Below are 25824 nucleotides of genomic sequence, written 5' to 3' on the forward strand. Positions count from 1 at the left end.
TCCGGCCCGAAGGCCAGGGAGCTACGCGTCGCGCGGTCCGATGCCCAGCGCCTCTGTCGCCGTGGGATTGACGAGACAGCCGAGCACCGCGACGCCCGTCAGCGCGATGACGATGCCCCCGGCGGTCCACACACCGCCGTTCTGAGCCATCTGGTAGCCCGTCGGCAACGCGATCAACTGCACGATCATCGACGGTCCCCGGCTCCACCGCCTGCGCAGCCACAACCCCCGTGCGGCTGCGAGCGGGAGCACAGAGAGCGCCAGGACGGTCACCGCCATGGTGACCGCCTGCACCATTCCGTCCGGCTCGTCCGTCGTGAGCTTCACCAGCGACACGACACCGAACGCGGCAACGACCGCCCCCTCGAGCGCGGTCAGCACGGCGGCGGCCGTGAGGCGTCGTGGGCGGTGGCCATCGGTAACCTCGCGGGGCGAGGGCGTCTCATTCGGTGTCGGCACGGTGAAGAGCGTAGTCCCACGCGTGCAGACGTCTCCAAGGCCAGGGGGCGCATCGCCCCGCATATGTACGCTGCCCTCCATGCGCGCACTCCTCGTCGTCAATCCGGTAGCCACCACCACCAGCCTGCGCACGCGAGAGGTCATCACCCACGCGCTCGCGAGCGACCTCAAGCTGGACGTGGTGACGACCGAGTCCCGCGGGCACGCCCGCGAACTGGCGCGGCTGGCGGCGCAGAACGGGGAGACGCGGCTTGTGATCGCGCTCGGCGGCGACGGCACCGTCAACGAGGTCGTGAACGGTCTGCTGCACCAGGGGCCGGACCCCGAGAGACTTCCCCGCTTCGCGGTGGTGCCCGGCGGTTCCACCAACGTCTTCGCCCGCGCGCTGGGCCTGCCGAATCACGCCGTCGAGGCGACCGGAGCGCTGCTCGACGCCATCGAGTCGGGCCGGGAGCGCACGATCGGCCTCGGTCTCGCTTCGGGAGTGCCGGACACGGAGGACGCGGGGCTGCGCCCGCGCTGGTTCACCTTCTGCGCGGGCCTCGGCTTCGACGCGGGCGTCGTGGGCCGCGTCGAGCAGAAACGGGAACTCGGCAAGCGTTCGACCCATGCCCTGTACGTGCGACAGGTGTTGAAGCAGTTCGCCAAGGAACAGCACCGCAGCCGCGGCACCATCAGGCTGGAGCGGGAAGGGCACGAGCCGGTCGAGGATCTCGTGGCGTCGATAGTGTGCAACACCGCACCGTGGACCTATCTGGGCAACCGGCCTGTCTACGCCGCCCCCCGGGCCTCATTCGACACCGCCCTCGACGTGCTCGGGCTCTCGCGGCTGACGCCCCTGGCCATGAGCCGGTACGGCACTCAGCTGCTCACTTCGAGCCCCACCCGCGGACCCCGCGGTAAACACGCGGTAACCCTCCATGACATCGAGGACTTCACCTTGCATTCGCAGGTTCCACTGCCGTTTCAGATGGACGGTGACCACCTGGGAGTGCGGAACAGCGTGAACTTCACAGGCGTACGCCGTGCACTGCGTGTGATTGCTTAAGTCCAAGGCCCAAAAGTCCTTCCACTCGAACGTTTAGGCCAGGGTCCACCCCCTGGAAGTACGCCTGTGAGGGAGGCGACACCAAGGAATCAAAAAAAACTTGGCGGAAGGGGTTGTATCCGCCGCCGAGGTTTGCGAGTCTCTTCATGGCGATCGGGCGGCCCCTCACGGCGGCCCCCAGATGCCCGAATCCTCTCTCTCATTCCACTGGGACCCGCATCACAGTCGATCGGCAGCCCTTCCCTTGCGAGAGGATTCGTGAAAGCGTTCACATTCACAAGCCCAGCACACTCACGAGGAGAGGTAGCAGCCATGGACTGGCGTCACCACGCCGTTTGCCGCGAGGAAGACCCCGAGCTGTTCTTCCCCATCGGCAACACTGGTCCTGCGCTGCTGCAGATCGAGGAAGCGAAGGCCGTCTGCCGCCGCTGCCCCGTCATGGAGCAGTGCCTGCAGTGGGCCCTGGAGTCCGGTCAGGACTCCGGTGTCTGGGGGGGCCTCAGCGAGGATGAGCGCCGCGCGATGAAGCGCCGTGCCGCTCGTAACCGGGCGCGGAACAACGCCGCGACCGCCTGAGACTGACGCCCACACCCGGCCACTCGCTGCATCCCGAGCCGCAGCACGCAGTGCCACGAAGAGCACCGCGTTCATACAGACGTGGAGCCCCGGCCCAACAGGGCCGGGGCTCCACGTCTTTGCACCATTGCCCGCATCTGCCTGTTCCCGGCCGCTTCAGCGTTCGCGCTTCTCCACCGAGACCGGAAGGTCGAAGACGACGCGGGTGCCGCGCTCCGGCGCCGGAAGCATGTCGAACTCTCCCCCCAACTCGCCCTCCACCAGCGTCCGTACGATCTGGAGTCCCAGATTGCCGGTGTGCTTGGGGTCGAAGCCCTCGGGCAGGCCCCTGCCGTCGTCCTGGACGGTGACCAGCAGCCGGCCCGGCTCCTTGCCCTTTCCGCCCGTGCGCACCGCGCCGACTTCGATCGTGCCCTGTGCACCCGGACCGAAGCCGTGTTCCAGGGCGTTCTGCAGGACCTCGGTGAGCACCATCGACAGGGGCGTGGCGACTTCCGCCTCCAACACCCCGAAGTGGCCCGTGCGACGGCCGGTGACCCGGCCCGGTGAGATCTCGGCGACCATCGCCAGCACCCTGTCGGCGATCTCGTCGAACTCGACGCTCTCGTCCAGGGTCTGGGAGAGCGTCTCGTGCACGATGGCGATCGAACCGACCCGCCTCACGGCCTCGTTGAGCGCGTCGCGCCCGCGATCGGAGTCCATCCTGCGGGCTTGCAGGCGCAGCAGCGCGGCAACCGTCTGCAAGTTGTTCTTCACCCGGTGGTGGATCTCGCGGATCGTGGCGTCCTTCGTCATCAACTCCCGCTCGCGGCGTCGCACTTCGGTGATGTCGCGGAGCAGGATGAGCGAACCGATGCGCGTTCCCTTGGGTTCGAGCGGGATGGCGCGCAGCTGTACGACACAGTCGTTGGCCTCGACCTCCGCGCCGCGCGGGGCCCAGCCGCTCGCCAGCTTCACCAGCGCCTCGTCGACGGGGGCGCGGGAGGGCGCGAGTTCGGCGGTGACCCGGCCGAGGTGGAGCCCCACGATCTCCGTGGCCAGGCCGAGCCGGTGGTACGCGGAGAGGGCGTTGGGACTGGCGTACTGGACGATTCCCTCCGAGTCGAGCCGGATCAGGCCGTCGCCCACGCGCGGCAGATGGTCGATGTCGAGTTGCTCTCCCGGGAAGGGGAAAGAGCCCGTCGCGATCATCTGGGCCAGGTCGGACGCACTTTGCAGATACGTGAGTTCGAGCCGGCTGGGCGTGCGCACCGTCAGCAGATTCGTGTTGCGCGCGATGACGCCGAGGATGCGGCCCTCCCGGCACACGGGGATGGACTCGACCCGTACGGGCACCTCCTCGCGCCACTCAGGATCTCCCTCGCGCACGATCCGGCCCTCGTCGAGCGCAGCGTCGAGCAGCGGCCGCCGGCCCCGCGGCACGAGGTGGCCCACCATGTCGTCCTGGTGCGAGGTGGGTCCGGTGTTGGGCCGCATCTGGGCGACGGAGACGTAGCGCGTGCCGTCCCGCGTGGGGACCCACAGCACGAGGTCCGCGAAGGAGAGGTCCGAGAGCAGCTGCCACTCGGAGATGAGCAGATGCAGCCACTCCAGATCGGTGTCGGAGAGGGCCGTGTGCTGCCGTACGAGGTCGTTCATGGAGGGCACACCGGCGAGCCTACCGGCGGGCCGAACCGGGCGGTGTGGCCGCCTTCTCCCGGGTCCTGCCGCATCAGCCGGAATTCATACGTTCCTGATGAACTTTGCCGACGGCATGGACAGGCAAGAGTGGTCTAGTCCACAATCGCTGCTAGGCAAGCAGTACTGGCTTCTGCCCTCCCCGCACAGGAGGGCGGAGTGGGACCTGGGCGTCGTCTGCCCTGATGGCACCCCGGTCTCCGGCATCGGGCTGCGGTGCCGGACGGGTTGAGGGTCCCGTCCCGGCGCCGTGGCCCGACGTGTGTCCGGGCTTCCGTCCCCTGCTCTGCGCCCCTCCGCCGCCCCTCGCGTACCGACGGCACGCGCGCGCTCAGCGGGTCTCCGTCACCTTTGCCAGCGCGCGGGGTGCGTCCGGGTCCTGGCCGCGGGCGATGGTGACCTCGTAGGCGAGCATCTGCAGCGGGATGATCTCGAGGATGGGCTGGAGCTCCTCCGGAAGCCCCTCCGTCGGCAGGGCGAAGCCCGCGGACGCACGGTCGACCTCCTCGCGGCTGCCGATGACGACGAGGTCGGCGCCGCGGTCGCGCAGGCGGTCGAGGACGGGTTGCAGCGCCTCACCGCCCCTGCCTTCGGTGACGACGGCGATGACCGGCGAGATGTTGTCGACCATGGCCAGCGGGCCGTGCAGCAGGTCGGCGCCCGAGTACGACAGCGCAGGGATGTAGCTGGTCTCCATCAGCTTCAGCGCCGCCTCCTTCGCCGTGGGATAGCCGTAGCCGCGGGAGGTGAGCACCATCCGCTCGGCGAACCGGTAGCGCCCGGCGAGGGCCTTGACCTCGGGCCGGCGGTCGAGCACCGACTGCGCCAGGTCCGGCAGCAGCTCCGCCTTGCCGGCGCCCTGACCGCCGCGCATGCCGTCCACGAAGAGGTACAGCGCGAGGAGTTCGGCCGTGTAGGTCTTCGTCGCCGGGAGGGCCTTCTCCTCGCCCGCGAGGACATCGATGTGGAATTCGCTGACCTCCGCGAGCGGTGAGGCGGAGTTGTTCGTCACCGCGAGGGTCAGCGCGCCCGCCTCACGCGCCGCCCGTGTGGAGGCGACGAGGTCCGGGGAGCCGCCCGACTGGCTGACGGTGATGACGAGGCAGTCCGTCAGGTCCGGCCTGGCGCCGTAGGCGGTCGTCGTGGACATCGACGTCAGACCGCAGGGCTTGCCCAGAAGGATCTCCAGCAGGTACTTGGCATAGAGCGCGGCGTTGTCGGACGTCCCGCGTGCGGTCAGGAGCACGAAGCGGGGGCTGCGGGCCGCGACCTCCTCGGCGATCTCACGGATCCTCGGCGCTCCCTCGTTCAGGATGCGACGCAGCACCGCCGGCTGTTCGGCCATCTCACCGGACATCACCCGGCCCGGTGCGCCGCGGGGCCGGCCCTGCGACGAGGCCTGCTCGGGTGTCGGTGCCGAGGTGGCGGACATGCTTGCTGCCTCCAGTTGAGTTGTCTGGGCCGGGGACGCACGAGCGGACGGCGGGTCGGGGACAGAGGCGGGCGGGGCACCCCGGGGGTCAGTCGCCGGGGGTCTGCCCGGCGATGACCTCGGCGGCGGCCCGTCCGCACACGCGGGCGGCTCCGTGGGTGGCGATGTGCAGGGCTCCGGCGGGCGGCGCCTGCGGCACTCCCATCTCGACCACGACGGTATCCGGACGTGAGGCGAGCAGAGCGTCCAGCGCGTCGGCCATCCACGGATGACGGTGCACGTCGCGCACCACCGCGACGATCCTACGGTCCGCCGCATCGGCGAGCACGCCTGCGGCCAGGCCGGACGGACCTTCGCGGGCCGCGTCCGCCGCGTATGTCGCGGTGGCGGTGCCGGGCAGCAGCCGCGTCAGTTCGGCGGCGACGCCCCAGGGGGTCTGTCCGCCGACGGCGATGTTGGCGACGGGTGAGAACGAGGCGACGAACGCGGCCCCGGAGAGCGGTTCGAACGGCTGCGTCCCGGCGGTGCCCCTGCCTGGGACGGTGACAAGCAGCGCGCGGCGGGCCGCTGCGAGGCCGACGCCGCCAGCTGTCCCGGTGCGTGCCCCGGCGGGCTCCGCGGCCCCGGCGGCTTGCGCCGCTGCCCGCTCCCGGGCGGCGACGCCGGCACCGTTCGCCCAGCGCGCGAGCGTGCGCACGCGGGCCGCGGCGTCGGCGAGGCGCTGCTCGGTCAACTCACCGTCGTGAACTGCCCGTACGAGGGCGTCGCGCAGCCGCAGAACGGTCTCCTCGTCGGCCAGTCCCCCGCCGACGCACAGGGCGTCCGCTCCCGCGGCGACGGCGAGAACGCTCCCCCGCTCCAGGCCGTAGGTGCCGGAGATGGCCCGCATCTCCATGCCGTCGGTGACGATCAGGCCGGTGTGTCCGAGGCCGCCGTCTTCGCGTGACGCGCGTAGCAGGCCCATGAGAGCGGCGGGGCTGAGCGTGCCGGGCAGGGATTCGTCGAGGGCGGGCAGCAGAATGTGCGCGCTCATGACGCCCTTGGCGCCCGAGTCGATCGCGGCCTGGAACGGGACGAGTTCACGCTCGCGCAGGGTCCCCATGTCCACGTCGATGCGGGGCAGGGCGTGGTGGGAGTCGACGGCGGTGTCGCCGTGCCCGGGGAAGTGCTTCACGCAGGCGGCCACGCCCGCCGACTGAAGACCCTCGACGTAGGCGACGGTGTGCCGGGCGACCAGCTGCGGGTCGTCGCCGAAGGAGCGGACGCCGATGACCGGGTTGTCCGGGTCGGAGTTGACGTCAGCGGAAGGCGCCCAGTTGAGGTTGACCCCGCACGCGGCCAGCCGGCGGCCGAGCTCGTGGGCGACGGCGCGCGTCAGAGCGGTGTCGTCGACGTGGCCCAGCGCGAGGTTTCCCGGGAAGGAGGAACCGGTGCGGGCCTCCAGGCGGGTCACGTCCCCGCCCTCCTCGTCGATCGCGACCAGCACCTCGGGCCTCACCTCGCGCAGCTGGGCGGTGAGCGCGGCGAGCTGCTCCGGCGATTCGATGTTGCGTCCGAACAGGCCGACGGAGGTGAGCCCTTCGGCGAGCTGCCGCAGCAGCCACTCGGGCGCGCTGGTGCCGGTGAAGCCGGGCTGGAGCACGGTGAGAGCGTCCCGGGTCAGGCTCTCGGTGCCGGTTGCGAGCGTGGTCATGTGCGCATTGTCCCTTCACTGGTGGCCCTCACCGGGAGATCCGTCGCGGGCTCGTCGTGCGGCTCGTCCTGCCGTCCGTCGTCGTCCTTCCGTCGTCGTGCTCGTGCGGGCGGTCTTCCGTCCGGCCGGGGCTCGGCCGCCCTCCGTGTGCGCTCCGCCTGCGCCCCGCTATCCCTTCACCGCACCGGAGGTGAGCCCGCTGACGGCCTTCCGCTGGAGGTACAGGAAGAGCAGCAGGATCGGCACGGCGAAGAGTGAGGCGGCCGCCATGGTGGCACCCCAGTCGTCCCCGAACGCCGTCTGGAATCCGGAGAGCCACAGCGGCAGCGTCTGGGACTGTGCGTCCTTGTTGAGGATGAGCACCATCGGGAACTCGTTCCACGCCGTGATGAATCCGAACAGGGACGTGGCCATCACGCCGGGTGCGAGCAGGGGGAAGATCACCCTGCGGAACGCCTGGGTGCGTCCGCAGCCGTCGACCATCGCCGACTCCTCCAGCTCCCTCGGCACGGCTGCCACGTAGCCGCGCAGCGTGAGCACGGTCAGCGGCAGCACCATCACCGTGTAGAACAGGGTGAGCGGTACGAGGCTGTTGAGCATGTCGGCGTCCCGCACGGTCATGTAGATCGCGATGACCATGACCTCCCAGGGGGCCATCTGCGCGACCATGAACGTGAGGACGATGCTCTTTCGTCCCGTGAAGCGCATGCGCGCCAGGGCGAACGCCGCGAAGAGCGCGATGAGCAGCGCGAACATGACCGCCGTGAGCGTCACGGTGACGGAATTCCGCACCAGTGTCAGGAAGTTGTCGGCCCGTACGGCCGTGGCGAAGTGCTCCAGCGTGGGGTCGGTGGGGAACCAGACGGGGGTGTCGGTGACGATGTCGCCGTTCGGTTTGAACGCCGTGCTGAACATCCAGTAGACGGGAAAGACGAAGCCCGCGAAGAGCACGAGAGCCGTCGCGTTGGGCCAGATCCCTGCCCAGGCACGAGCACGGCCGCGGGGCCGCCGTCGGCCCGGCCGGAACGAGCGCCGTCCGTCCGCCGGCGGTGCTGTCGCTGTCACTTCTCGTCCTCCTCTTGGCGCATGGCGGCGCGCAGGTAGTACGACATCAGCCCCAGCAGGATCACGATGGTGAGGACGGAGATGGCCGCGCCCGTGCCGTAGTGCTGGTTCCCGACGCCTTCGACGAACGCGTAGACGGGCAGGGTCTCGGTGAGGCGGTCCGGCCCGCCCTCGTTGATCGCGAAGATGTGCGGGAACGCCTTGAATATCCAGATGACTTCGAGAAACGTCGTCACCAGGAGGAACGGCCGCAGGAAGGGGAGGGTGACGGTGGCGAAGCTCTGCCGGGCGTTCGCACCGTCCAGCGCGGCCGCCTCGTACAGCTCCCTGGGGATGGTCGTCGTCGCCGCGTAGAGGTTGATCGCGACGAACGGCACCGACGTCCAGACGATGAGCAGCGAGATGACGAAGAACGTCGGGATCTGCCCGCCTGTCCAGTTGAAGCCCGCCATGGAGTGGAGTCCCACCGCGTCCAGCAGCCAGTTGACGACGCCGAAGCGCTGCGCGAACAGCCACTGGTAGACGGTCGTCGCGGCGATGACCGGCATCGCCCAGGCGAGCACGAGACCGGAGGAGAGCAGCAGCCGCATGCGCGGGCCGAGGCGGGCGAGCAGCAGCCCCGTCAGGGTGCCGAACAGCATGATCACGGCGACGTTGACGGCGGTGAAGAGCACCGACCGCAAAGTGACCCGCCAGAAGTCCTCACTGCCAAGAGTGGCGCGGTAGTTGTCAGTTCCTGCCCACTCGGTGACGTGCTGGATCAGCTGCGTCATGTTGAGGTTCTGGAAGGAGAGCAGGCCGTTCATCACCAGGGGCCAGCCGAGGAGTACGGCGGTGGCCGCGAGCGCCGGGAGCAGCAGCAGGTACGGCAGTCCGCGGGGGCTCGTGCGCTGCCGCCGGTCGCGCGGGCCGTCGGTCTGCGCGCTGCGCGTCCCTGGTGGTGCTGTGCGAGGTGTGCTGGTGCGCACCGGTGGCGGCGCGCCGTCGGTCTGCACTGACATTCGGTGCTCCAGGTCCCGTGGTCGAGAGCCCGGGCTGCCGGTGTGCCGGCAGTCGTGCCGCCCCCTCCGGCAACACGACTGCCTGCACTCCGGCAGCCCGGGGGCGTCACTGCTTCTGCGAGAGCCTCTTGTTGATCTCGTCCTCGACCGATTCGGCAGCCGCAGCGTGCGACTTCCCCTTGAGCACGGCCGTCATATAGCTCTTCACGGGGTTCGGCGGGTTCTCCACGGCGGCCCACTGCGGGATCAGAGGCGTCAGACCGCCGCCTGCGACGGCCGGCGCCGCCGCCTCGGCGGCCGGGTTGCCCTCGACCTTCTTCTGCAGTGAGGTCTTGTTCGGTATCACGCCGCCCTCCTCCGCGAGCGCGCCCTCGAACCTGTCGGAGAGTGCGATTCTGAGGAACTCCTTCGCGAGTTCCTGCTTCTCGCTCCCCGCGGCCACGGCCAGGTTGGAACCTCCGAGGAAGACGCCTTCGGGCTTGTCCGCGCTCTCACCGGGGATGGTGAAGTACCCGATGTCCTTCTTGATGCCCGGGTTGGCCTCGACCGCCGTCGCCGCCTCCCATCCCAGCCCGATGAATGCGCCCGTCCGCCCCTTGGCGAAGACTTCGGCCTGCTGGGGAGTGGCCTCGTCCTTGTCCTTGGGCGCCTCGGAGTACGACGCGTACTTCTCGTAGAGCTTCATGGCGGCGCCGACCTTCGGGTCGTCGAGGTTGGAGACCCACTTGCCGCCCTGCTTCTTGATGAGGCCCGCCTTCTTGCCGATGAGGAGGCCGTCGAAGAAGTACCAGTTCTGGCCGGGCAGGTAGAGGGGCTCGGCGTCGGTCTTCTTCTCGATGGCGTCGAGGGCGTCGAAGAACTCGGCGCGTGTCGTGGGGGGTTCGTCGATGCCGGCGTCCGCCCAGATCCGCTTGTTGTAGATGACGGTGCGGTTGACCGTGTACCAGGGGGCCGCGTACTGCTTCCCGCCGTACACGGCGGACTTGTTGACGGACTCCGTCCAGTCCTTGCCGATGCTCCTCTTCAGGTCACCCAGGTCGGCGAGTCCGCCCGTCCTCGCGTACGCGGGAGTCTGGGTGTTGCCGACCTCGATGACGTCCGGCGGGTCGGGCTCGGAGAGGGCGGTGGTCAGCTTCTGCTGGATGCCGTTCCACTGCTGGACCTCGAGCTTCAGCTTGGCTCCGGTCTTCTTCTCGAAGGCCGCCTTGACGTCCTTCTCCCACTGCTCGGGCGTGGATCCGTCCATGGCCCACAGGGTCAGCGTCTGTCCCTTGAACCCGTCGGCACCGGAGTCCGGCTCACCGCCCGGCCCGCAGGCCGCAACGCCCGCCATCAGAGCCGCGATTCCTGTCGCGGCGATGAGTCCTCGTCTCACGGCTTCCTCCCCAAGGGACCGGGCCTGGTTTAATGGTTTAGACCAGTCGGCAGCTTGGCCTAGACCTTTAACTCTTGTCAACGGTGCAGAATCCAAGCCGCCGGTTCCGTTACCGGAACGACATCTGGGCGGGAGAGTCCCGCAGTGCCGAGCACGTGCCACGATGTGAGCCGCGAAGCACAGCCGGAACGGAGGGCGAAGTCCGGGACACCACCGGAAACGCCGCCGCTCCGGTGCCGTAACCGGAGCCGGAGGGCGGGCAGTCGGCACGGCCCGCACACACGGAGGAAACCGGTGACGGCGGCACGACACGAAGGGGAAGGCGAGCCATGAGCACGGACGGGGGCGCGGTCACAGCCGCGGCAGAGCCGGAGCCCGGAAGCGGCAACGGCGGCGCGCGGACCACTCGCGTGCCCAAGTACTACCGGCTCAAGCGGCACTTGCTGGAGATGACGGAGACCATGCCGCCGGGCACTCCGGTGCCTCCCGAGCGCACCCTGGCAAGCGAGTTCGACACCTCGCGCACGACCGTCCGCCAGGCCCTCCAGGAACTCGTCGTCGAGGGGCGGCTGGAGCGGATCCAGGGCAAGGGAACCTTCGTCGCCAAGCCCAAGGTCTCCCAGGCGCTGCAACTCACGTCGTACACGGAGGACATGCGCGCCCAGGGTCTCGAACCGACCTCACAGCTGCTGGACATCGGCTACGTCACCGCGGACGACCGCCTCGCCGACGCGCTCGACATCCCCACGGGCGGACGTGTGCTGCGCATCGAGCGGCTGCGCCTGGCCAGCGGTGAACCGATGGCGATAGAGACGACCCACCTGTCGCAGCGCCGCTTCCCGGCGCTGCGCCGCAGCCTGGTGAAGTACACGTCGCTCTACACGGCACTGGCCGAGGTGTACGGCATCCACCTCGCGGAGGCCGAGGAGACCATCGAGACCTCGCTCGCCACACCTCGCGAAGCCGGCCTGCTCGGCACCGATGTCGGCCTGCCCATGCTGATGCTCTCCCGGCACTCGCTCGACACGGAGGGGGAACCGGTGGAGTGGGTGCGCTCCGTGTACCGGGGCGACCGCTACAAGTTCGTCGCCAACCTCCAGCGCCCACGGGACGGCCGGAACAGCTGACACGGCCCATACAGGACAGAGGCAGGACAGAGAGCCGCGAACTGCCCTGAATCACCCCGGGCTTGTACGAGGCGCACACGGCGCACCACGTCCCCCGCGAAACAAAAGGTGCCGTTCCGTTATCCGTGCAGGTAGTGACGGGGCACGAACCGCTCGTTTAGATTTCCTGCGCGTCTCGACAGGAATACCCGACGGACGGAGCCGAGGCATGTCAGCGCCCCCAGAAACACCCGAGACCGCGCCGAAGTCGCAGCCACCCGCCATCACGCCCATACGGGTCGTCATCGGGCTGTGCCTTTTCATCCCGTTCGTCGCGCTTCTGTGGGTCAGCTCCTACTCCCGTATCGAACCCACTCTCATCGGGATGCCGTTCTTCTACTGGTACCAGATGATGTGGGTGGTGCTCTCCGCGGCGATGACGATGACCGCGTACAAACTGGTCAAGCGTGACAACGCGCAGCGGCGTGCCGCCCGCGGAGAGGACGGTGTCCGATGAGCGGGGTCAACGGAGTCGCACTCGCCGTCTTCATCTTCTTCTTCGTGCTCGTCACGGCGATGGGCTTCATGGCCGCTCGCTGGCGGAAGGCGGAGAACGCCAACAGCCTCGACGAGTGGGGCCTGGGCGGACGCAGCTTCGGCACCTGGGTCACCTGGTTCCTGCTCGGCGGCGACCTGTACACGGCGTACACGTTCGTGGCGGTGCCGGCGGCCATCTACGCGGCGGGGGCCGCGGGCTTCTTCGCCGTCCCGTACACGATTCTCGTCTACCCGCTGATCTTCACCTTCCTGCCGCGGCTCTGGTCCGTCTCGCACCGCCACGGATACGTGACGACCTCGGACTTCGTGCGCGGCCGCTTCGGGTCCAAGTCGCTGGCGCTCGCCGTCGCCGTCACGGGCATCCTGGCGACGATGCCGTACATCGCGCTCCAGCTGGTCGGCATCCAGTCGGTGCTGGACGTCATGGGCATCGGCGGCGGCGAGTCGACGCACTGGTTCATCAAGGACCTGCCGCTGCTGATCGCGTTCGCGGTGCTCGCTGCCTACACCTACTCCTCCGGACTGCGGGCGCCGGCGCTGATCGCGTTCGTCAAGGACACGCTGATCTACATCGTCATCGCGGTGGCGATCATCTACATCCCCATCAAGCTGGGCGGTTTCGACGACATCTTCGCCAAGGCCGGCGACGCTCTCTCGCAGACCAACCCGGCCACGGGGAAGCCCAAGGGCGAGCTGGCCCCCAGCGCGCCCAACCAGTGGGCGTACGCGACGCTGGCGTTCGGGTCCGCGCTCGCGCTCTTCATGTATCCGCACTCGGTCACGGCGACGCTCTCCAGCGGCAGCCGCAACGTGATCCGCCGGAACACCACGATCCTGCCGCTGTACTCGCTGATGCTGGGCATGCTCGCGCTGCTGGGCTTCATGGCGATCGCCGCCGGGATCAAGGTCGAGAACGGGCAGCTGGCGATTCCGCAGCTCTTCGAGAACATGTTCCCGGACTGGTTCGCGGGCGTCGCGTTCGCCGCCATCGGCATCGGTGCGCTCGTACCGGCGGCCATCATGTCGATCGCTGCCGCCAACCTGTTCACCAGGAACATCTACAAGGACTTCCTCCGGCCCGATGCGACACCGGAGGAGGAGACCAAGGTCTCCAAGATCACCTCGCTGCTTGTGAAGGTCGGCGCCCTGGTGTTCGTGCTCGGCATGGACAAGACGGTGGCGATCAACTTCCAGCTGCTGGGCGGCATCTGGATCCTCCAGACGTTCCCGGCGCTCGTCGGCGGCCTCTTCACGCGCTGGTTCCACCGGTGGGCGCTGCTGGCGGGCTGGGCCGTCGGCATGCTCTACGGCACGATCACGGCGTACGGCGTCTCGTCGCCGGTGCAGAAGCACTTCGGCGGCCCCAACGACATCATCCCGGGCATCGGGGAGATGGGGTACATCGGCCTGACCGCCTTCGTGCTCAACGCGGTTGTCACCGTCGCGCTCACGTTCGTGCTGCGGGCCGTGAAGGCCCCGGAAGGCGTCGACGAGACGCAGCCGTCCGACTACACGGCGGACGCCGGGGACCCGGGCGTCAAGGAGGAACTGCCCTCGCCGACAGCCGCCTCCTGAGCCCGTCGACCAGCCGAGGACAGGTCCGCCGCACCCCACTGACAGACCCGTTGTCAGTGGGGTGCGGCATGCTCGCTCCATGGACATCACCATCAGAGCGGCGCGGGACGAGGAACTGGAGGACGTCGGCGAGCTGACGGCGCGGGCCTATCTCGAGGACGGGCTGCTGGACTTCGGTGAGGACGACCCGTATCTGGCGGTGCTGCGCGCCGCACGGCGCCGGGCACACCACACGGAGGTGCTCGTCGCACTCGACACCGCCTCGGAATCGGTGCTCGGCGCGGTCGCCTTCGTCGGGAACGGCGGGGAGTACGCGGACCTGGCCCGCACCGGCGAGGGCGAGTTCAGGATGCTCGCCGTACGGCCCGAGGGGCGCGGGCGTGGCGCCGGCGAGGCGCTGGTGCGGGCATGCGTCGGCCGGGCCCGCGAGTTGGGGCTGGAGCGGCTCGTGCTGTGCAGCCATGAGCGGATGACGACGGCGCACCGGCTGTACGGGCGCCTGGGGTTCGTCCGCGCGCCGGAGAGGGACTGGCAGCCCTATCCGAGGATGTGGCTGCAGGCCTTCAGCCTGGAATTGTGATCCGCGACTCCCCCGGCACAACATGTGGGGGCGAGTAGCGCATCCCGCTACTAGATGTATGCTCGTGCTCGCTGCCGCGCAGGGGAATCCGGTGCGAATCCGGAACTGTCCCGCAACGGTGTGCGATGTGCTGCTCTGCTCTGCCCGGTTGCTCTCTTCCGGCATGAGCTGCGATGGGCCGTCGTCGCGAGTCCGAGTACCTGCTGGTCGCGTCGAAAGACGTCCGGGTCCCGAGGGTTGGGCCGGTGGACGCCGCGAGGACTGCCGCGTCGCCGATGCGGCACACCTTTGTGCGCCCGCTTGTGCGCTCTCCCGGTGACCCGGTACCTGATCCGAGCGAGGGAGAGCACATCCCGTGACCATCGCACCCGCACCACGAGCCACGGCCCGGAGCGCGCCCGCAGCCACGCCCCGGCAGGCGCCGCCACCGGCCGACGACGGCGCACTGCTGCGCACCCTGACCGAGCTGACCGCCGACCTGCCGGGCACCGAGGCCGTGCGGGTCGCCGAGGCGGTGCTGCGCGGAGGGCGGCAGGGCGCCGGCGAAGCCGAGTTGCGGGCGCTCGCCGCCGAGGAGGCGGCCGGGCTCGTCGGCGAGGAGCCCGCGTACTCGCATCTCGCGGCCCGGCTGCTCACCCTCGCCATCCGCGACGAGGCCCGCGGCCAGGGCGCGGTGTCCTTCTCCTCCTCCGTCGCGACGGGGCACCGCGAGGGCCTGATCGCCGACCGTACGGCCGAGTTCGTACGGGCGCACGCCGAGCGCCTGGACGCGCTGGCCGAGGACGCGGTCGCGGGCGGGGCGGACGACCGCTTCGGCTACTTCGGGCTCCGCACGGTTCACTCGCGCTATCTGCTGCGCCACCCCACAAGCCGGCAGGTGATCGAGACACCGCAGCACTTCCTGCTCCGCGTGGCCTGCGGCCTGGCCGCGGACGAGTCGGCGCGGGCTGCCGACGAAGTGGCGGAGCTCTACGCGCTGACGAGTTCGCTCGCCTATCTGCCGTCCTCCCCCACGCTCTTCAACTCCGGTACGCGGCACGCCCAGATGTCCTCCTGCTACCTGCTGGACTCGCCGAAGGACGAACTCGACTCGATCTACGAGCGCTACCAGCAGGTCGCACGGCTGTCCAAGCACGCGGGCGGCATCGGGCTGCCCTACTCCCGCATCCGTGCACGCGGTTCGCTGATCCGCGGCACCAACGGGCACTCCGGCGGCATCGTGCCGTTCCTGCGCACCCTGGACTCCTCCGTCGCCGCCGTGAACCAGGGCGGCAGGCGCAAGGGGGCCGCCTGCGTCTACCTGGAGACGTGGCACGCGGACATCGAGGAGTTCCTGGAGCTCCGCGACAACACGGGCGAGGAGGCCCGGCGCACGCACAACCTCAACCTCGCGCACTGGATTCCGGACGAGTTCATGCGGCGCGTGGAGGCCGACACCGACTGGTCGCTCTTCTCGCCGGCCGACGTGCCGCGGCTCACCGACCTGTGGGGCGAGGAGTTCGACGCCGCCTACCGCGAAGCCGAGGCGGCGGGCCTCGCCGTGCGGCAGGTGCCCGCCCGTCAGCTGTATGCGCGCATGATGCGCACCCTGGCGCAGACGGGGAACGGCTGGATGACGTTCAAGGACACCTCCAACCGCACCGCCAACCAGACCGCCGGGCCGGGCCGCATCGTGCACTCCTCGAACCTGTGCACGGAGATCCTGGAGGTCACCGACGACGGCGAGACGGCCGTCTGCAACCTGGGGTCCGTCAACCTGGCCGCGCACCTGAGCGAGTCCGGTTCCGGCGAGATCGACTGGGAACGCCTGGACGCCACCGTCCGTACGGCGGTGACGTTCCTCGACCGCGTCGTGGACATCAACTTCTACCCGACGGATCAGGCGGAGCGCTCCAACTCCCGCTGGCGGCCCGTCGGTCTGGGCGTGATGGGCCTCCAGGACGTCTTCTTCCGGATGAGGCTGCCCTTCGACTCCGAAGCGGCGCGCGAGCTGTCCACCCGGATCTCCGAACGGATCATGCTCGCGGCCTACGAGACCAGCGCGGACCTCGCCGAGCGGCACGGGCCGCTGCCCGCCTGGCACGAGACACGTACGGCGCGCGGCGTGCTGCATCCCGACCACTATCCGCACACCGAGCAGACCTGGCCGGAGCGCTGGTCCGCGCTGCGCAGCCGCATCGCCCGGACCGGGATGCGCAACGCGCTGCTCCTCGCCGTCGCGCCGACCGCCACCATCGCGGCGATCGCCGGCGTGTACGAATGCATCGAGCCCCAGGTCTCCAACCTCTTCAAGCGCGAGACGCTCAGCGGGGAGTTCCTGCAGGTGAACGCCTATCTGGTCGCGGAGTTGAAGCGGCTCGGGCTGTGGGACGAGCGCACCCGTGAGGAACTGCGCGAGTCCAGCGGCTCGGTGCAGGACATCCAGCGGATTCCGGAGGACGTCCGCCGGCTCTTCCGCACGGCCTGGGAGCTGCCGCAGCGTTCCCTGATCGACATGGCCGCCGCCCGCACTCCCTACCTCGACCAGAGCCAGTCGCTGAACCTGTTCATGGCGGCGCCGACGATCGGCAAGCTCAGCTCGATGTACGCCTACGCCTGGAAGAGCGGCATCAAGACCACGTACTACCTGCGGTCGCGCCCGGCGACGCGCATCGCCCGCGCCGCGGGCGGCACCGGTACCGGCACCGGCACCCGCACAAGCACGAACACCGAGACGGAGACGGGGACGCCCCCCGCCGTCCCCGGCCGACGGGCGGCGACGTCCGGAGACGACGCGGTCACCTGTTCCCTGGAGAACCCCGAGTCCTGCGAGGCATGCCAGTAATGACAAGCGCCGAGAACACCCGTAGCGGCCCCGCCGGGAACCTGCTCGACCCGGGCTTCGAGCTGACGCTGCGCCCGATGCGCTATCCCGCCTTCTACGACCGCTACCGCGACGCCATCAAGAACACCTGGACCGTCGAGGAGGTGGACCTGCACTCCGACGTCTCCGACCTCGCCAAGCTGACCCCGGGCGAACAGCACATGATCAGCCGTCTCGTCGCGTTCTTCGCCACGGGTGACTCGATCGTGGCGAACAATCTCGTGCTCTCGCTGTACAAGCACATCAACTCCCCCGAGGCGCGCCTGTACCTCTCGCGTCAGCTCTTCGAGGAGGCCGTCCACGTCCAGTTCTATCTGACGCTGCTGGACACGTATCTGCCGGACGTCGACGAGCGTGCGGAGGCCTTCGCCGCCGTCGAGAACATCCCGTCCATCAGGGAGAAGGCGCAGTTCTGCTTCCGCTGGATGGCGGCGCTGGAGGAGGGCGAGGGGGCGGAGCGGATCGAACGGCTGGAGAGCCGCGCCGACCGGCGGCGGTTCCTGCTGAACCTCATCTGCTTCGCGGCGTGCATCGAGGGGCTCTTCTTCTACGGGGCGTTCGCCTACGTCTACTGGTTCCGCTCCCGTGGGCTGCTGCACGGGCTGGCCACCGGCACCAACTGGGTCTTCCGCGACGAGTCGATGCACATGTCCTTCGCGTTCGACGTCGTGGACACCGTGCGCGAGGAGGAGCCGGAACTCTTCGACGCGGAGCTGGAGAAGGAGGTGACGGAGATGCTGGAGGAGGCGGTTGAGGCGGAACTGCAGTTCGCCCGCGACCTGTGCGGCGAGGGCCTGCCGGGCATGAACACCGAGTCGATGGAGCAGTATCTGCGGGCGGTCGCCGACCAGCGGCTCGTACGGCTGGGTTTCCCGGCGCGCTACGGGGCCCGCAACCCCTTCTCCTTCATGGAGCTGCAGAACGTGCAGGAGCTGACCAACTTCTTCGAACGGCGCGCCTCCGCCTATCAGGTCGCCGTCGAGGGATCGGTCGCGTTCGACGACGACTTCTGAGCCGGATCCGGCGTACCGCAAGGGGGCCGCGCTGCCGGCGCGGCCCCCTCGTTCGCAGTTCCTGTTCCTCTTCCGCGGAGCCTGTTCCGCAGAGCCCTTTCCGCAGAGCCTGTTCCGCGGACCTGTTCCTATTCCGCGGAGCCTGCTCGCGGTCAGCCCTTGCCGCCGTCCAGGCAGCCCCCGCAGTTGTGGAACGTGACGTCCCAGTGGTTGCCCTCGTCGAAGTAGATGTTCCCCGAGCCGGACTGCCACTTGCTTCCACCGATGGAGGTGAAGGTGTTCTTGACGTAGTTGCTCAGGCAGCTCGTCATGCTGAAGTCGAGCTTGTAGCCGTTCCAGTGGCTGTACGTGCCGCTCGCGTGGCCGGTCTCGGTCCCGCCCGTGACGGTCAGGCCGCAGTTGCTGGCGTTCTTGAGCGTGATGGCCCCGTCGATCGTCGCCGAGTTGACCTGCTCCAGCGAGGTGCAGTTGGGCTGGTTGCGGTCCGAGCAACCGCCGCTGGAGGTGATGCTGATGCCGGCCGCGTTGAGCTTGCTCGCCGCGGCGGAGTGGCTCATCTTCGCGAGCGGGCTCGCGTTCTCGGTCTGGTCGGTCGTTGCCTCCGCCACGTACGCGGTGGAGAAGAGCGCGAGTGCCATCGCCGAAGCGCCGACGGCTGCCCGCAGAGCGATCTTTCTGTTCATGGGGGGTTGGTTTCCTTCCTGGAATGGATCAGGGCTGGCGTTGTCGACTGACGTCGTGCGAGTGGGATCCGTGTGCGTGGCGCTCCCGAACGTCAGGAGGTGACGCCGCAGTCGGGGGCGTCCCAGTACTTGCCGGAGCGGTGGTCCACATGCGTGTGGTCGTCGTGCCCCGGGTAGCCCGGCCCGAGAATGCCGTGGAAGCCGCGGTTGCGTGCCTCCTTGGCGAGGGTGCAGAGCGAGTGGGGCCCGGAGCCCAGGTCGGCCGCGTCACCGTAGAGATGACGGCTCGAAGGCGCGCCTCCCACCTGGTCGTTGCAGGCCTTGGACCGGAATCCGCTGGTGACCCTGAGCGGCTCGTCGCCCAGTGCGTGCCGCATGGCCTCCAGCTTCCACATGGTGCGCAGCGCGTTGGACTTGGCCTCCGCGGCGCTGACGGCTCCGCCGCTCCAGTCGGAGTTGCAGTTGTTCAGCTCCCCGAAGTCGAAGTGGGCGGGCGAGCAGTCGTCGTCCTGCAGCTCGTAGATCTTGTCGTACGTGGCGGCGTCGGCCCTGCCGCTGGCGGTCAGCCCGTAGGCCTGCTGGAAGCGGGAGACGGCGGCCTTCGTGGCGGGCCCGAACTCGCCGTCGACGGCGATGACTTCGCCGCTCGCGGGGTAGCCGGACACCCGGATCTGCAGTTGCTTGACATCGTCCCCGGAAGCGCCTTCTGCGAGATCGCGGTTCCAGGTGAAGCAGCCGTCCGCGGCGCGATCCGGGGCGGCGATCGCGACGGCGGACGTGCCCACCAGAGCGGCTGCCGCGACCATGACAAGTGTCAGCACGGCTCTGACCGTACGCCGGGGCATGGTGCCTCCATGAATGTGGGGGGTGACCACAGAGCTTGTCGTGACAAAGAGAAGGCGTCAACAACTGCCAGGAAATGCCAATGGACTTGGCCACTGAATCCTGAACGACGGCCTCCGCTGCGAACGCGCCCCGGCCGCCGGGCGCCACGAACCCGCGCAGCACGACCGCCGCCCGGCACCAGTGGCACCGGGCGGCAGTCGTACGGCGGAGAGCGGGACCTCCCGCCCCGACTCAGTCGTTGGGCACGGTCTCGTACCGCGGCGTTCCCTCGGCCATCTGCCGCAGGGCGTCCTTCCGTTCCCGCTTCGAGAGCCGGTCGATGTACAGGTAGCCGTAGAGATGGTCCGTCTCGTGCTGGAGGCAGCGCGCGAAGTAGCCGGTGCCCTCGACGGCGATGGGCTTGCCCTCGGCGTCCTGTCCGCGCACGACCGCATAGTCGGGGCGCGCGAGGGCCTCGTAGGCGCCGGGCACCGACAGGCAGCCCTCGTTGGAGTCGTCCAGGCTGCGGCTGCCGGCGGGCAGTTCGTCCAGCACCGGGTTGCAGACGGCGCCGACGTGCCGCACTCCCCCGTCGTCCACGCAGTCGTAGACGAAGACCTTCAGGTCGACACCGATCTGGTTCGCGGCGAGACCGACTCCCTCCGCCGCACGCTGGCTGGCGAACATGTCGTCGATGAGGGAGGCCAGTTCGCCGTCGAAGGAGGTGACGTCCTTGCACTCCTTGTGCAGCACCGGATTCCCGACGACGGTGATCGGACGTGCCGTGCCGCGCTCACGGTGGGCGTTCTCGCGGGCTTCGCAGTCCCTGGTGTCGTCCACGAAGCCGGAACCGGCCGTGTCAGCCGCCCCCGTCACGGTCTCCCCGCTGATCTCCTGCTGCTGTTGCGCCATCCCGCCGCTTGCCTTCCTCGCCACGTGAACCGTCGCCTCACAGCGTAGCCGGATGTGCGGCACGGCCGTCCGGGGACAGGGGTACGGGGTTCGCCCCGCAAGCCGGACGGCGAAGGCCTCTCAGCACACCTCTTCGAGGTCTCGCCACTCGCGGCTTTCCGGGCTGTCCGCGACCCAGCTGTCCAGCAGCCCCCGCACGAGACCGCTCGGAGCCGCCAGCCCGCACTCGCGCTCGGGGACCCACAGATCCCCCGGCCCTCCCGGCGTCATGTGACCGAGCGGACCGGGATGCCCCGGCGAGCTGTGGTCGTGCGGATCGACGTGCGTGGCTCCGTCGCCCTCGTCGGCGGGCATGCTGCTCTCCGAGCACGTGCGGCACAGCAGGCGCACCGAGGAGGACCAGTCCTCCGCGGCGAAGCCGGCGTCCGAGGCCAGCCGCTCCAGCGCGTCACGGTCGGCCTCGGTGGCCGCCTGGAGCAGGACCACCCAGGTGGGCACGGGCGAGGGCGCCCAGAGCTCGATCTCGTCGAACACGGGGTAGGACGGGCCGCTCATCGTGGTGCGTTCGCCGTGCGGCACCCCGTCGTGGAGCACCACCTCGCCCCAGCGCCGCCCGGAGGACGGCAGCGGAATGCTCTGGATCTCGACGCGGGCCGGGTCGATGCGGCGTCCCCACACGACCTCGGCCTCACCCTCGGGCGAGAGCCGCACGGCCGCGCTGCCCAGTTGCATCCCGGTCGGCTCGGCGACCGCCGCGGACTGTGACTGCCCGGGCACGCGCAGCCCGTACGCCTGCCAGGCACGCCGGGCCAGGGGCCAGTCCTGCAGCGCGGTGGCGGCGATGCCGACGTTCCACCAGTCGGGAGCGCCCGTCTGGCGCTCCAGCAATGCGACGGCACGCAGCCCCGCGGTACGGGCCTGCTCCCAGTCGTGCCGGAACTTGTGCAGCAGCGCGAGGTTGAACCACGACTCCGACAGCCACGGCTCGAGGTCGGCGGCCTGTGTGAGCAGTGCTCCCGCGTCCTCGTAGCGACCGTCGCCGATGAGTGTGAAGGCACGGTCCGTCGCCTGCCGCCACGAGGCGGAGGGACGATGCCTCACCCTGCCGAAGATCCTCACGATGTTCCCGCCTGATTCCCGCCTGTAGACCGGCTGCTGCTCGCGCTCGCTCCTGCTCTCGGCGTCCTTCTTCCCAGCTCCCCGAACTCGATGTGAGCACGGTGTATGCCCTCCCCGGGGTTCCCCTCCCGCATCCAACCATGCCCGTCGGGCGGCCTGCTCACTACCCGGGCGTCAACTCGTGACCCCTCGCGACACCACGCGTGACAGCGCCTCCACGACGCGTGGTTCGTAGTCGTGTGCGCACCCGAGCCGTAGCTTCTCGAGGGCTCGCAACGACCGTTCGATGGAAGCCTTCCCGGCGACCATGTCCTCATAAGCATTGACGGCGCGGACGATACGTGCTGTGAGCGGCTGCTCACGGAAAGGACTTGCCTGCCGTTCGACCACCACGGCGACGTCGGAGGCCACCCCCGTCTGACGCACCACCGCGCCGCCCAGCATGGCGATGCGGCGCTGCAACTCCGGTTCGAGCCCTTCCGTGGCGCCCGAGGCGACCGGGTCGACGAGGGAGAGCTGGCCGATGTCGTGCATGAGCGCCGCGTACTCCAGCACGGTGAGGTCGGGCTCGGTCAGTCCCAGCTCGCGCCCGACGGCCAGGCTGAGCTCGGCGACCCTGCGCGCATGCCCGGGCGGTGTGTAGCCCGCCACCTCGGTGGAGCGTGCGAGGGAGGCGATGGTCTGCCGGTACGTCGCGCGTACGGCCGCGTACCTGCCGAATGAGAACTGTGTGAGCAGCAGCGGCACACAGAAGACGGGCAGCGCCCACAGGCCGGCGGCCCCGACGGCGAGCGCGATCACCGCTCCCGTCGCCCCGATGGCCGCGGCTATGCCGACGCGGGCGCGCAGCTGGTCGCGGAGCAGCGGCCCGACGGGTCTGCGGGCGCCCGCTGCGGCGAACACGGCCGCCAGGACGGCGTCGCAGAGCCCCGTCAGCAATGTGATGGCGAGCAGCAAGAGCGCGTAGTTCGGCCCGCGTCCCACCCACTGCGCCAACGCGCCGGAATTGTAGAGGGGTTGGAAGCAGGTGGCGGCGAAGCCGACGGCGAGCACCCCGCACAGCGCATGGTCGACTTCGAGGGACGGACCTCTCAGCGCGCGGGGCGCATGGCCGGCCAGGGTGGCGACGATCACCACGGCGACGACCTGAAGGACGCCGTGTGTGGTTCCCTCGCCCCCGACGTCCCCCAACAGGGCGTAACCCAGGGCTCCCGCGGCGCCCAGCGGTGCGCTGGTGGGGGCGCGTCCTTCGTGGTCGCGGCCGGGCAGCCGCACCCGCGCCGATTCACCCACTGCCACGACAGCGGCGAACGCGAGCGCCACCCAAGGCTGTTCGAGCCCGCGCCACAGCGTGACACCGAGCGCGGCGCAGCTGAGTGCGACGGCCGCGGCGCGGCACAGGGCGACGGAGGTCCTCATGCCGGCGGCCGCCCCGCGTTGGCCTCCTCGGCCCGGAGAGCGCCGTCCGCCCACGGGGCGGATTCGGCGCGCGCGGCGGGCTCGCCGGGTTCAACGGGCTCGACGCGCTCGGCGGGCTCGGCGGACTCGGCCGGTTCGGCCGGCTCCGCCGGGTTCCGCGCCACGGGCAGGTTCCCGCCCGTACGGTCCGCCGTGACGGCGGGAGACCATTCCTGCCGGTCCAGAGCCCCGGCCAGCGCGCACACCATCCGCGGGTCGAACTGCGTGCCCGCGCAACGTTTCAGCTCGGCCACCGCGCTGCCGACCGGCCGCGCTCGGCGGTAGCTGCGCGTGGAGGTCATCGCGTCGAAGGCGTCGGCCACGGCGACCACCCGCGCGAACTCGGGGATATCGGCGCCGGCGAGCCCGTACGGATACCCGCTGCCGTCCAGCCGCTCGTGGTGGTGCAGGATCGCCGCGCGCGCCTCCTCGAGGAAGCCGATGCCGCGGACCATCTCGTGCCCGTACTCGGGGTGCAGCTCGATGACGCGGCGCTCCTCGGGCGTGAGCGGACCTTCCTTGCGCAACAGCCGTGTGGGAACGCCGAGTTTGCCGACGTCGTGGAGGATGCCGGCGAAGCGGAGCGCCTCGGTCCGTTCGTCGTCCATGCCGAGCTCACGGGCTATCAGGGCTGACGCACGGCCGACTCGTTCACTGTGGCCGCGTGTGTAGCGGTCCTTGATGTCGACGGCCTGCACCAGCGCCCGGATCGTCGACTGGTGAGCACCGCGCTCACGGTGGTACTGCGCGAACACCCAGCAGCAGATATACATCGGCAACAGCACGAAGAACGCCGCGGCCGGCCCGTACGGGCTGCGCCACAGCACGGCCATCATCAGCCCGACGAATCCGTGCAGCAGCTGGGGCGGGGCCGCCCGCTGGAACTGCCCGCGCCAGGCCGCCCGCAGCGCACACCTCTCGGCGGCGACGAGGACGGCACCGTCGAGCAGGGTGACCACCGCGCAGAACGTGAGACCCGCGGCAACGGCAGCCGCCGGAAACGCCGGAAACCCCGGCAGCGACGCGGACCCCGGGCCGGAGGGGCTCTCCTGCGCGGGAGCGGACAAGCTGCCGTCGAACAGCGCACACACCTGCGCCGACGCCCATGCGGCAAGGGCCAGTTGAGCGGCATGCCAGCAGCGTCGCGCGGCAGCGTGCCGCGGTTCGACACGTCCGGCCAGCGCCCCCGGCAGCGGTACGAGCGCCGCGGCGGCGGGCGGCAGCAGGAAGGCACCGGTCAGGAGGACGGGGAAGAAGGCGCCCATGTTCCCCGGGATCTTGTGGCCGATCAGCGGGCAGCGCGGCGCGAGTTCACAGATCGCGTAGAGAGCGGCGAGCGGCACCAGGACGCCCCACTCGACGCCGGACAGGTCCAGCAGGGCTGGGGCCGCGCACCACAGGGCGCCCGACGCGGCGCACACGATGAGCCCGTGTGCCGCCCACGGCAGGCGGGCTCGCCCTGCACGCATCGGAAACTCCTCCCCGTACCACGGTGGAAGGGGAGAATAGGACGACTGTGGTGGCAGCGGGGCTGATCCCGCTCAATCCTCCGCAGGGGACGCCGAGTTCTCACACCTTTGAGTGAGAAGAAACCGGTCCACGGGGCAGAACGCTCCCCGCTGTCCTACGGGTTACGCAGCCTCAGGGCTCCCGGCGCGGCGTTCGTCCACGCTCGCACCGGCGCCGTGTCAGGCCGTGTCAGGCCGTGTCAGGCCGTCAACATGTCAGGTCTCAGGCGTACTTCTTGCGCCCGGGGGCGCTCTGCGGCTGCGCCGCAGAGGTGTCCGAGGCGTCCCCCTCGTGCTCGGGCCCGGTTGCCGCGCCCGGTGCTTCGGCGCCCGGTGCTTCGGCGCCCGCCGCCTCGGCCGCCCGGATCAGCTGGATCCGGCCCATCACCTTCGAGCGAAGGTCCGACGGCACCTCGTCCTGACCGCAGCAGCGCTTGACGAGCTTCTTGACCTCCTGCTCGAGGCCGTACTTCTCCAGGCAGGGAGAGCACTCGTCGAAGTGCTCCTTGAACTTCGCGCAGTCGCTGTCCGGCATTTCCCGGTCGAGGTACTCATAGAGGTGGTCGAGCACCTCGGAACAGTCCGTCTCGTGCGGTTCTCCGCAGCTCATGAGCCCGAACCTTTCCCGTCGTGCGATTGCGCGGCTCCCGCAGGAGCAAGACCCCGGTCACGCGCGTAGTCCTCGAGCATGTCCCGCAGTTGACGCCGGCCACGGTGCAGACGGGACATGACCGTCCCGATCGGCGTCCCCATGATGTCGGCGATCTCCTTGTAGGCGAACCCCTCGACGTCCGCCAGGTACACGGCGATGCGGAACTCTTCCGGGATCGCCTGGAGGGCCTCCTTCACATCCGAGTCCGGCAGGTGGTCGAGTGCCTGCGCCTCGGCGGAGCGCAGCCCCGTCGACATGTGCGACTCGGCACGCGCGAGCTGCCAGTCCTCGATGTCCTCCGCCGCGCTGCGCTGAGGCTCGCGCTGCTTCTTGCGGTAGGAGTTGATGAAGGTGTTGGTGAGGATCCGGTACAACCACGCCTTGAGGTTGGTGCCTTCACGGAACTGGTGGAAGGAGGCGTACGCCTTCGCGTACGTCTCCTGCACGAGGTCCTCGGCATCGGCCGGGTTCCGCGTCATGCGCAGGCCCGCCGAGTACATCTGGTCGAGGTAGTTCAGCGCGTCCCGCTCGAAGCGGGCGCTGCGCTCCGCCTCGGTCTCCTGTCCGGCGTTCCCGCCGTCTTCGGTCCCGGTGACCGGACCCACCTCCTCCGGTGCTACGGCAAGCCCGATGGCGGACCCGCCCG

At 69.6% G+C, this 25824-nt stretch carries 23 protein-coding genes and 1 riboswitch; of the genes, 8 read left to right on the forward strand and 15 right to left on the reverse strand.

Annotated elements, in window-relative coordinates; genetic code table 11:
- Window positions 1-21: 21 nt before the first annotated feature.
- A complete protein-coding gene (locus EV375_RS12735) occupies window positions 22-459 on the reverse strand; it encodes a hypothetical protein (protein WP_130299539.1) in 438 nt (145 codons plus the stop codon).
- A gap of 79 nt (window positions 460-538) precedes the next feature.
- Between EV375_RS12735 and EV375_RS12740 the strand changes: the two genes are divergently transcribed.
- Together EV375_RS12740 and EV375_RS12745 are read left to right on the forward strand one after the other, a co-directional pair.
- Entirely contained in the window at window positions 539-1507 is a 969-nt protein-coding gene (locus EV375_RS12740; RefSeq protein ID WP_130299540.1) for a diacylglycerol kinase family protein, read from the forward strand.
- A gap of 312 nt (window positions 1508-1819) precedes the next feature.
- Window positions 1820-2083: a WhiB family transcriptional regulator gene (locus EV375_RS12745; RefSeq protein WP_016469673.1), complete on the forward strand. Its 264-nt coding sequence runs from the start codon at window positions 1820-1822 to the stop codon at window positions 2081-2083.
- A 156-nt stretch (window positions 2084-2239) separates the two neighbouring features.
- Here the strand turns inward: EV375_RS12745 and EV375_RS12750 are convergent, their stop codons facing one another.
- The 6 genes from EV375_RS12750 to EV375_RS12775 all read right to left on the reverse strand — a co-directional run bounded on the left by EV375_RS12750 (window position 2240) and on the right by EV375_RS12775 (window position 10326).
- Complete coding sequence (locus tag EV375_RS12750) at window positions 2240-3721, reverse strand: PAS domain-containing sensor histidine kinase (protein WP_130301809.1); 1482 nt, start codon at window positions 3719-3721, stop codon at window positions 2240-2242.
- A 370-nt stretch (window positions 3722-4091) separates the two neighbouring features.
- Window positions 4092-5192: an SIS domain-containing protein gene (locus tag EV375_RS12755; protein WP_130299541.1), complete on the reverse strand. Its 1101-nt coding sequence runs from the start codon at window positions 5190-5192 to the stop codon at window positions 4092-4094.
- Window positions 5193-5280: 88 nt separating this feature from the next.
- Window positions 5281-6885, reverse strand: a complete 1605-nt coding sequence (locus tag EV375_RS12760) for a glycoside hydrolase family 3 N-terminal domain-containing protein (RefSeq protein ID WP_130299542.1) — start codon at window positions 6883-6885, stop codon at window positions 5281-5283.
- Between the two features lie 168 nt (window positions 6886-7053).
- Entirely contained in the window at window positions 7054-7800 is a 747-nt protein-coding gene (locus tag EV375_RS12765) for a carbohydrate ABC transporter permease (RefSeq protein ID WP_130301810.1), read from the reverse strand.
- A gap of 146 nt (window positions 7801-7946) precedes the next feature.
- Complete coding sequence (locus tag EV375_RS12770) at window positions 7947-8951, reverse strand: carbohydrate ABC transporter permease (protein WP_130299543.1); 1005 nt, start codon at window positions 8949-8951, stop codon at window positions 7947-7949.
- 106 nt (window positions 8952-9057) lie between these two features.
- A complete protein-coding gene (locus EV375_RS12775; RefSeq protein ID WP_130299544.1) occupies window positions 9058-10326 on the reverse strand; it encodes an extracellular solute-binding protein in 1269 nt (422 codons plus the stop codon).
- Window positions 10327-10655: 329 nt separating this feature from the next.
- On the opposite strand from EV375_RS12775, the gene EV375_RS12780 reads away from it, so the two are divergent.
- The 6 genes from EV375_RS12780 to EV375_RS12805 all read left to right on the forward strand — a co-directional run bounded on the left by EV375_RS12780 (window position 10656) and on the right by EV375_RS12805 (window position 18021).
- On the forward strand, window positions 10656-11453 hold the full coding sequence (locus EV375_RS12780) for a GntR family transcriptional regulator (protein WP_055486114.1): 798 nt from the start codon (window positions 10656-10658) through the stop codon (window positions 11451-11453).
- A 208-nt stretch (window positions 11454-11661) separates the two neighbouring features.
- Window positions 11662-11949: a DUF3311 domain-containing protein gene (locus EV375_RS12785; protein ID WP_130299545.1), complete on the forward strand. Its 288-nt coding sequence runs from the start codon at window positions 11662-11664 to the stop codon at window positions 11947-11949.
- Window positions 11946-13565 carry a monocarboxylate uptake permease MctP gene (gene mctP / locus EV375_RS12790; protein ID WP_130299546.1) on the forward strand — a complete coding sequence of 540 codons (1620 nt, stop codon included), beginning with the start codon at window positions 11946-11948 and terminating at the stop codon, window positions 13563-13565. Before EV375_RS12785 ends, mctP begins: the two co-directional genes overlap by 4 nt.
- Before the next feature lie 79 nt (window positions 13566-13644).
- Window positions 13645-14145 (forward strand): GNAT family N-acetyltransferase, encoded by a 501-nt coding sequence (locus EV375_RS12795; protein WP_130299547.1) that lies wholly within the window; start codon window positions 13645-13647, stop codon window positions 14143-14145.
- A 37-nt stretch (window positions 14146-14182) separates the two neighbouring features.
- Window positions 14183-14367, forward strand: a riboswitch (cobalamin riboswitch).
- Between the two features lie 133 nt (window positions 14368-14500).
- A complete protein-coding gene (locus tag EV375_RS12800) occupies window positions 14501-16969 on the forward strand; it encodes a ribonucleoside-diphosphate reductase subunit alpha (protein WP_130299548.1) in 2469 nt (822 codons plus the stop codon).
- Window positions 16969-18021 carry a ribonucleotide-diphosphate reductase subunit beta gene (locus EV375_RS12805; protein ID WP_207228092.1) on the forward strand — a complete coding sequence of 351 codons (1053 nt, stop codon included), beginning with the start codon at window positions 16969-16971 and terminating at the stop codon, window positions 18019-18021. Before EV375_RS12800 ends, EV375_RS12805 begins: the two co-directional genes overlap by 1 nt.
- A 152-nt stretch (window positions 18022-18173) precedes the next feature.
- Here the strand turns inward: EV375_RS12805 and EV375_RS12810 are convergent, their stop codons facing one another.
- From EV375_RS12810 to EV375_RS12845, 8 genes are all read right to left on the reverse strand, one after another.
- The gene (locus tag EV375_RS12810; protein WP_130299550.1) at window positions 18174-18704 is read right to left on the reverse strand and encodes a hypothetical protein; all 531 of its coding nucleotides are present in this window, start codon (window positions 18702-18704) and stop codon (window positions 18174-18176) included.
- Between the two features lie 92 nt (window positions 18705-18796).
- Complete coding sequence (locus EV375_RS12815) at window positions 18797-19549, reverse strand: D-Ala-D-Ala carboxypeptidase family metallohydrolase (RefSeq protein WP_130299551.1); 753 nt, start codon at window positions 19547-19549, stop codon at window positions 18797-18799.
- Between the two features lie 232 nt (window positions 19550-19781).
- Entirely contained in the window at window positions 19782-20441 is a 660-nt protein-coding gene (def, locus tag EV375_RS12820; protein WP_055486122.1) for a peptide deformylase, read from the reverse strand.
- 120 nt (window positions 20442-20561) lie between these two features.
- The gene (locus tag EV375_RS12825; protein WP_130299552.1) at window positions 20562-21560 is read right to left on the reverse strand and encodes a tetratricopeptide repeat protein; all 999 of its coding nucleotides are present in this window, start codon (window positions 21558-21560) and stop codon (window positions 20562-20564) included.
- A 174-nt stretch (window positions 21561-21734) separates the two neighbouring features.
- Entirely contained in the window at window positions 21735-22979 is a 1245-nt protein-coding gene (locus EV375_RS12830; RefSeq protein WP_130299553.1) for an HD domain-containing protein, read from the reverse strand.
- Window positions 22976-24487 carry an HD-GYP domain-containing protein gene (locus EV375_RS12835; protein ID WP_130299554.1) on the reverse strand — a complete coding sequence of 504 codons (1512 nt, stop codon included), beginning with the start codon at window positions 24485-24487 and terminating at the stop codon, window positions 22976-22978. Before EV375_RS12835 ends, EV375_RS12830 begins: the two co-directional genes overlap by 4 nt.
- Before the next feature lie 262 nt (window positions 24488-24749).
- Entirely contained in the window at window positions 24750-25136 is a 387-nt protein-coding gene (gene rsrA, locus EV375_RS12840; protein WP_130299555.1) for a mycothiol system anti-sigma-R factor, read from the reverse strand.
- Window positions 25133-25783 (reverse strand): sigma-70 family RNA polymerase sigma factor, encoded by a 651-nt coding sequence (locus tag EV375_RS12845; RefSeq protein ID WP_207228346.1) that lies wholly within the window; start codon window positions 25781-25783, stop codon window positions 25133-25135. Before EV375_RS12845 ends, rsrA begins: the two co-directional genes overlap by 4 nt.
- Window positions 25784-25824 lie beyond the last annotated feature (41 nt).

The sequence above is a fragment of the Streptomyces sp. CNZ301 genome (assembly GCF_004217425.1).